Origin of the sequence: Tianweitania sp. (genome assembly GCF_032053605.1) — a bacterium.
In the GTDB taxonomy this organism is placed as follows: Bacteria; Pseudomonadota; Alphaproteobacteria; order Rhizobiales; family Rhizobiaceae; genus Tianweitania.
Map to the genome: position 1 here is coordinate 1 of NZ_DAMBUH010000170.1, position 4,526 is coordinate 4,526.

7 protein-coding genes and 1 pseudogene are annotated in these 4,526 nt (G+C 62.2%); 6 read left to right on the forward strand and 2 right to left on the reverse strand.

The annotated features are described in order from the left end of the window. Positions 1 to 242: hypothetical protein (locus RTX98_RS20030; protein WP_312798635.1), on the reverse strand; the 242-nt coding region annotated here is incomplete at its 3' end. A 31-nt stretch (positions 243 to 273) separates the two neighbouring features. On the opposite strand from RTX98_RS20030, the gene RTX98_RS20035 reads away from it, so the two are divergent. The 5 genes from RTX98_RS20035 to RTX98_RS20055 all read left to right on the forward strand — a co-directional run bounded on the left by RTX98_RS20035 (position 274) and on the right by RTX98_RS20055 (position 3,387). Beyond that, on the forward strand, positions 274 to 543 hold the full coding sequence (locus RTX98_RS20035) for a DUF4164 domain-containing protein (protein WP_189505715.1): 270 nt from the start codon (positions 274 to 276) through the stop codon (positions 541 to 543). Between the two features lie 11 nt (positions 544 to 554). Beyond that, positions 555 to 920: a cell division protein ZapA gene (locus RTX98_RS20040; RefSeq protein WP_312798637.1), complete on the forward strand. Its 366-nt coding sequence runs from the start codon at positions 555 to 557 to the stop codon at positions 918 to 920. Positions 921 to 1,055: 135 nt separating this feature from the next. After that, the gene (locus RTX98_RS20045; RefSeq protein WP_312798639.1) at positions 1,056 to 1,790 is read left to right on the forward strand and encodes a DUF3108 domain-containing protein; all 735 of its coding nucleotides are present in this window, start codon (positions 1,056 to 1,058) and stop codon (positions 1,788 to 1,790) included. Between the two features lie 155 nt (positions 1,791 to 1,945). Beyond that, on the forward strand, positions 1,946 to 2,854 hold the full coding sequence (locus RTX98_RS20050) for a DMT family transporter (protein ID WP_312798641.1): 909 nt from the start codon (positions 1,946 to 1,948) through the stop codon (positions 2,852 to 2,854). After that, positions 2,851 to 3,387 carry a hypothetical protein gene (locus RTX98_RS20055; protein ID WP_312798643.1) on the forward strand — a complete coding sequence of 179 codons (537 nt, stop codon included), beginning with the start codon at positions 2,851 to 2,853 and terminating at the stop codon, positions 3,385 to 3,387. Before RTX98_RS20050 ends, RTX98_RS20055 begins: the two co-directional genes overlap by 4 nt. Positions 3,388 to 3,403: 16 nt before the next feature. Here the strand turns inward: RTX98_RS20055 and gloB are convergent, their stop codons facing one another. Further along, positions 3,404 to 4,171, reverse strand: coding sequence for a hydroxyacylglutathione hydrolase (gloB, locus tag RTX98_RS20060; RefSeq protein WP_312798645.1), 768 nt, complete (start codon positions 4,169 to 4,171; stop codon positions 3,404 to 3,406). 97 nt (positions 4,172 to 4,268) lie between these two features. Here gloB and RTX98_RS20065 point away from each other — a divergent pair. Continuing rightward, positions 4,269 to 4,526 (forward strand): annotated as a pseudogene (locus tag RTX98_RS20065) (SAM-dependent methyltransferase); the annotation flags it as partial.

Here is a 4,526-nt window from a genome sequence, read left to right on the forward strand (position 1 = left end):
ATGACCACCCGACGCCGATAGTATGCACCAATTGCAATATACAAGGATGAGGACTGTGGTGCGCCGACTTCCAATCGCCAGAAGCAGCGCTCCTTGCGCTTACCTTTTCCCGCAGCCTCCCCTCTTTGCGGGGGATAGCTTAACCCATTGATTGACGTTGCACCCTCAAGCCGCCAAGATTCTTGCGCAATTGGCCGGCTGATCGTTATTTTTGATTCGGCAGAGAGGGAAAGCTGGATCACAGCCCCGCGCCGGGTTTTTGAGATGGGGTACATGTCGGAAGCCACTTTGAAAGATGCCTTGACGCGGCTCGGTCACGCCATGGTCGCGCTTGAAGATGCGGTTTCGTCCCGCATCGAGCGCGAGGGTGACTATGTCGAGGCCGAGGCGGAAGTGCAGCGCATGAATGCCGACCGCGCTCGCCTCGCCGGCGAACTCGACAAGTCTGAAGCGCGCGCGGAACGTCTCGAAGACGCCAACAAGGAAGTCTCGCGTCGCCTGGTCACGGCGATGGAAACGATCCGCGCCGTGCTTGACCGCTAGGAAGGACAGGGATGCCGCAAGTCACCGTGACGATCGACGGCAAGGCCTATCGAATGGCCTGCGACGAAGGTCAGGAAGAACATCTGATCGACCTCGCCGAGCGGTTCGACCGCTATGTCGGCCATCTCAAGGGCAGTTTCGGCGAGATCGGCGACCAGCGCCTGACGGTGATGGCCGGTATCATGATCATGGACGAGCTCACCGAACTGCAAAAGCGCATGCAGGGGATCGATAATGAGATCGACGCGCTTCGTGCATCGCGCGACGAGGCGCTCGCCAAGGCCAATCAAACCGAAACCGCGCTGACCGATACGCTGGTCGATGTTGCCGGACGCATGGAAACGCTGGCCCAACAGGTTGCAGCCAAGCCGGCTTGAACGCCTCTCCCCGCACCACCATTCTCTTGCCGTGATGCAGCGTTAGTAATTGCCGCTGACGGGCGAGGTTTTCAGTTGGTGCATTTGGCGAGAGTGACGAAACGGTTCGGTCAGGCGCTCAGCGCGGCTGCCATCTTGGCCATAGTAGCCACTGTCCCTGCCCGCGCCGAGACCTTTACGGCCGAATATGTCGTCACCATCTTCGGCATCACGATCGCCCGCACCAGCTTCACCAGCACGCTCGATGCCAACAGCTACGCGGTGGACGGCACGATCTCCAGTTCCGGCCTCGGCGCCGTGTTCGACGACACGAAGGGCGTCGTGCACACATCCGGCAGCCTCAAGAAAAGCGAGCCGCATCCGACCACCCATATGCTGGATTACACCTCCGGCAAGAAGAAGCAGCGCACCACGGTTCGCTTCGAAAACGGACAGGTCGTCGCCACCGAAAACGTGCCGCCGCCCAAGCCGCGCCGTCATGGCTGGGTACCGGTGGAAGCCGGCGATCTCACCGATGTGGTCGATCCCCTGACCGCCACGCTGGTGCGCGCCAACTCCCTCGATGAAGTGTGCAACCGCACCGTCCATATCTATGACGGCGAACTGCGTGCCGACCTTACCCTCGCTTATGCCGGCAAGGCGCCGGCCGTTGTCGGCGACTTCAAGGGCGAAGGCGTCACCTGCACCATCCGCTTCAAGCCGATCTCGGGTTATCGCAAGGGCTCCAAGACGATGGACTACCTTTCGGCCGGCCACGACATGCGCGTTACCTTTGCCAGGATGGGCGAGACCCAGTTCTTCGTGCCGCTGCGCGGCCAGGTCGAAACCCGCATCGGCACCGTTTACTTCCGCGTCGGCAAGATCAGCTAGAGCGCCGTGCGTCCTCTTGGACGCACAAAGGACACTCTAGCACTTTGATCCTGCGCATCGTGCTTTCCGAAAAAATCGAAATCGATTTTCGGGCCGATGCCGTAGGCAGCAACCTATCCGCCTGCTAATCGATCTTTGTAGCAGGAGGCGGGACAATGGCGCGGGCGACCTTGATCGGCTTTACGGCGGTGGCGATGTGGGCGCTGCTTGCCATGCTGACGGCAGCGTCAGGCACGGTTCCCCCCTTCCAGCTTTCCGCCATGACCTTCGCGATCGGCACGCTCGTAGGCCTCGCCATGCGGATCGTCCAGCCGGCACCGAAGGGCCCGAAGATCCCCTTGCAGGTCTGGATCGTCGGCATCGGCGGCTTGTTCGGCTACCACTTCTTCTACTTCACGGCCCTTCGCGCCGCACCCGCCGTCGAGGCCAGCCTGATCGCCTATCTCTGGCCGCTGCTGATCGTGCTGGGCTCGGCGCTGATGCCCGGCGAAAAACTGCGCTGGTTTCATATCGCGGGCGCTCTGCTGGGGCTTGCCGGCACCGCGCTGATCGTCACCAAGGACAGCGGCGTCGGCTTCGAAGCGCAATACAGCTTCGGCTACCTGATGGCCGCCGTTTGCGCGGTTCTATGGTCCGCCTACTCGCTCCTGTCGCGCCGCTTTCCAGCCGTGCCGACCAGCGTCGTCACCTGGTACTGCCTCGCCACCGCGATCCTGTCGCTCGTGTGCCATCTCCTGCTTGAAGACACGGTGTGGCCGCAAGGCACGACGCAATGGCTGGCCGTGCTCGGCCTCGGCCTTATGCCGGTGGGTGCCGCCTTCTACACCTGGGACTACGGCGTGAAGCACGGCAACATCCAGGTTCTGGGTGCCGCCAGCTATGCAGCACCACTTCTATCGACCCTCGTCCTCATTGCTGTCGGTGCCGCCGAGCCGAGCGGGCGCATCCTGGCAGCCTGCCTTGCGATTACAGGCGGCGCGGTGCTGGCGTCCAAGTCGATGCTGTTCGATCGCAACGCGAGAACCGCCCTGACATCCACTGAAGCCAAGGAGACAAGTCTTTGAAACAAAGCCTGGTCCATGTCAGCAGCGCTGCCGGTCTTCTGCTATCCGGCCTGTTTTCTGCGGCGTTCGCCGAGCCGGCACGCGAGTCCCGTTACACGGATCTAAGGGAATGCCGGCTTGTGGAATCGCAGGAAGACGAAGGCGGCTATTCCTTGTCTTCCTGCGCTGGCCACGGCGGCTACAAACTGGAAGTGGTCGATGCCGATGCGCGTGAGAATATTTTCGTCATCACGCCCAAAGGCCAGAAGCAGAGCCTGCAACTGCCGGGCCGTATGGGCGGCGGGTTCAGCAGCTTGGGCGATACGATCGAATGGCGCGGCCGGGCTGAACGCGACACCTTTCACCCAACCGCGATGATCGCCCGCTACAGGGTAGAGGATCCCAGCGGGCCCGGACGACCGACATCCTACCTTCTTGTTGTATCGCTGCCGGGCAAGCCGTGCCTGGCAGCCGAAATCGCGCCCGGCGCGAACCAGAACGAACGCGCACGGGACGCAGCCGACGGAAAGCTTTCCTGCCTTCCAGAGGACTAAAGCGGCTCTGCCTCGCTCAGAACTCGTCCTTGCGCCGACGCAGCTCGGCAAACACGCCGCTGTCGGTCGCCTCTTCCATGCCGAGCACCTTGCGGATCGACGGATCGGCCCAGCGCAGGAACGGGTTGGTGTCGAGCTCGTCGCCGATCGTGGTCGGCAGCGTCATCTCCCTGCTGGCCCGAAGGCGCTCGACCTCCTTGGCACGGCGCTGCAGAACCTCGTTTTCCGGATCGACGCTCAGCGCAAAGCGGGCATTGGCTTCGGTATATTCATGGCCGCAGTAAACCACCGTGTCGCGCGGCCATTCAGCGATCTTTTTCAGCGATTCAAACATCACCGGCGGCTGGCATTCCAGTAACCGGCCGCAGCCCATGGCAAACAGCGTGTCGCCGGTGAAGGCGAGCTTGGCTTCGGGAAAGAACAGGCTGACATGACCGGCCGTATGCCCTGGGGTCGACACGACATGGATCGTGTAGGCGCCGAACGACAGCGTGTGGCCGTCATCATAGGTCTCATCGATGCCTGGAACGTTGTCGCGCTCGGCCGCCGGACCGTAGATCGGCATCCCGTAACGCTGCTTGAGCCCGAGATTGCCCGCGACATGATCGGCATGATGATGGGTGATCAGCAGCATGGTCGGCTTCCAGCCGGTGCGCTCGATGGCGGCAACGATCGGCTTTTCTTCCGGCGCATCGATGATCAGCGTCTGCTCGCTGTCGGGATCATGCACGAGCACGCCATAATTGTCGCTGCGGCAGATGAATTGTTCGATCGAAAGCGGCATGGAAGCTCTCCCCTGTTTCCCGCCAACACATATAGCGCTTCAAACGGGCTTCCAGCGTCAGGTTGAACTCAGCGCATGCCGCATCTAGGTTCGGTTCATGAACACCGACATCGTCGACCTGCGCGCTTTCTACGCTTCCACCCTCGGGCACCTGGCCGAACGCGCCATCGCCATGGCCCTGGCTGCCGTTTGGGCGCCGCTGCCAAACGAGCGGCTGGTGGGGCTTGGCTATACGCTGCCTTGGCTGGAGCGTTTCGGCGGCGATGCGGAACGCGTGTTCGCCTTCATGCCGGCGCGCCAGGGCGCGGTGAACTGGCCGGCCGGTGCACCATCAGCCACTGCGCTTGTGTCGGAA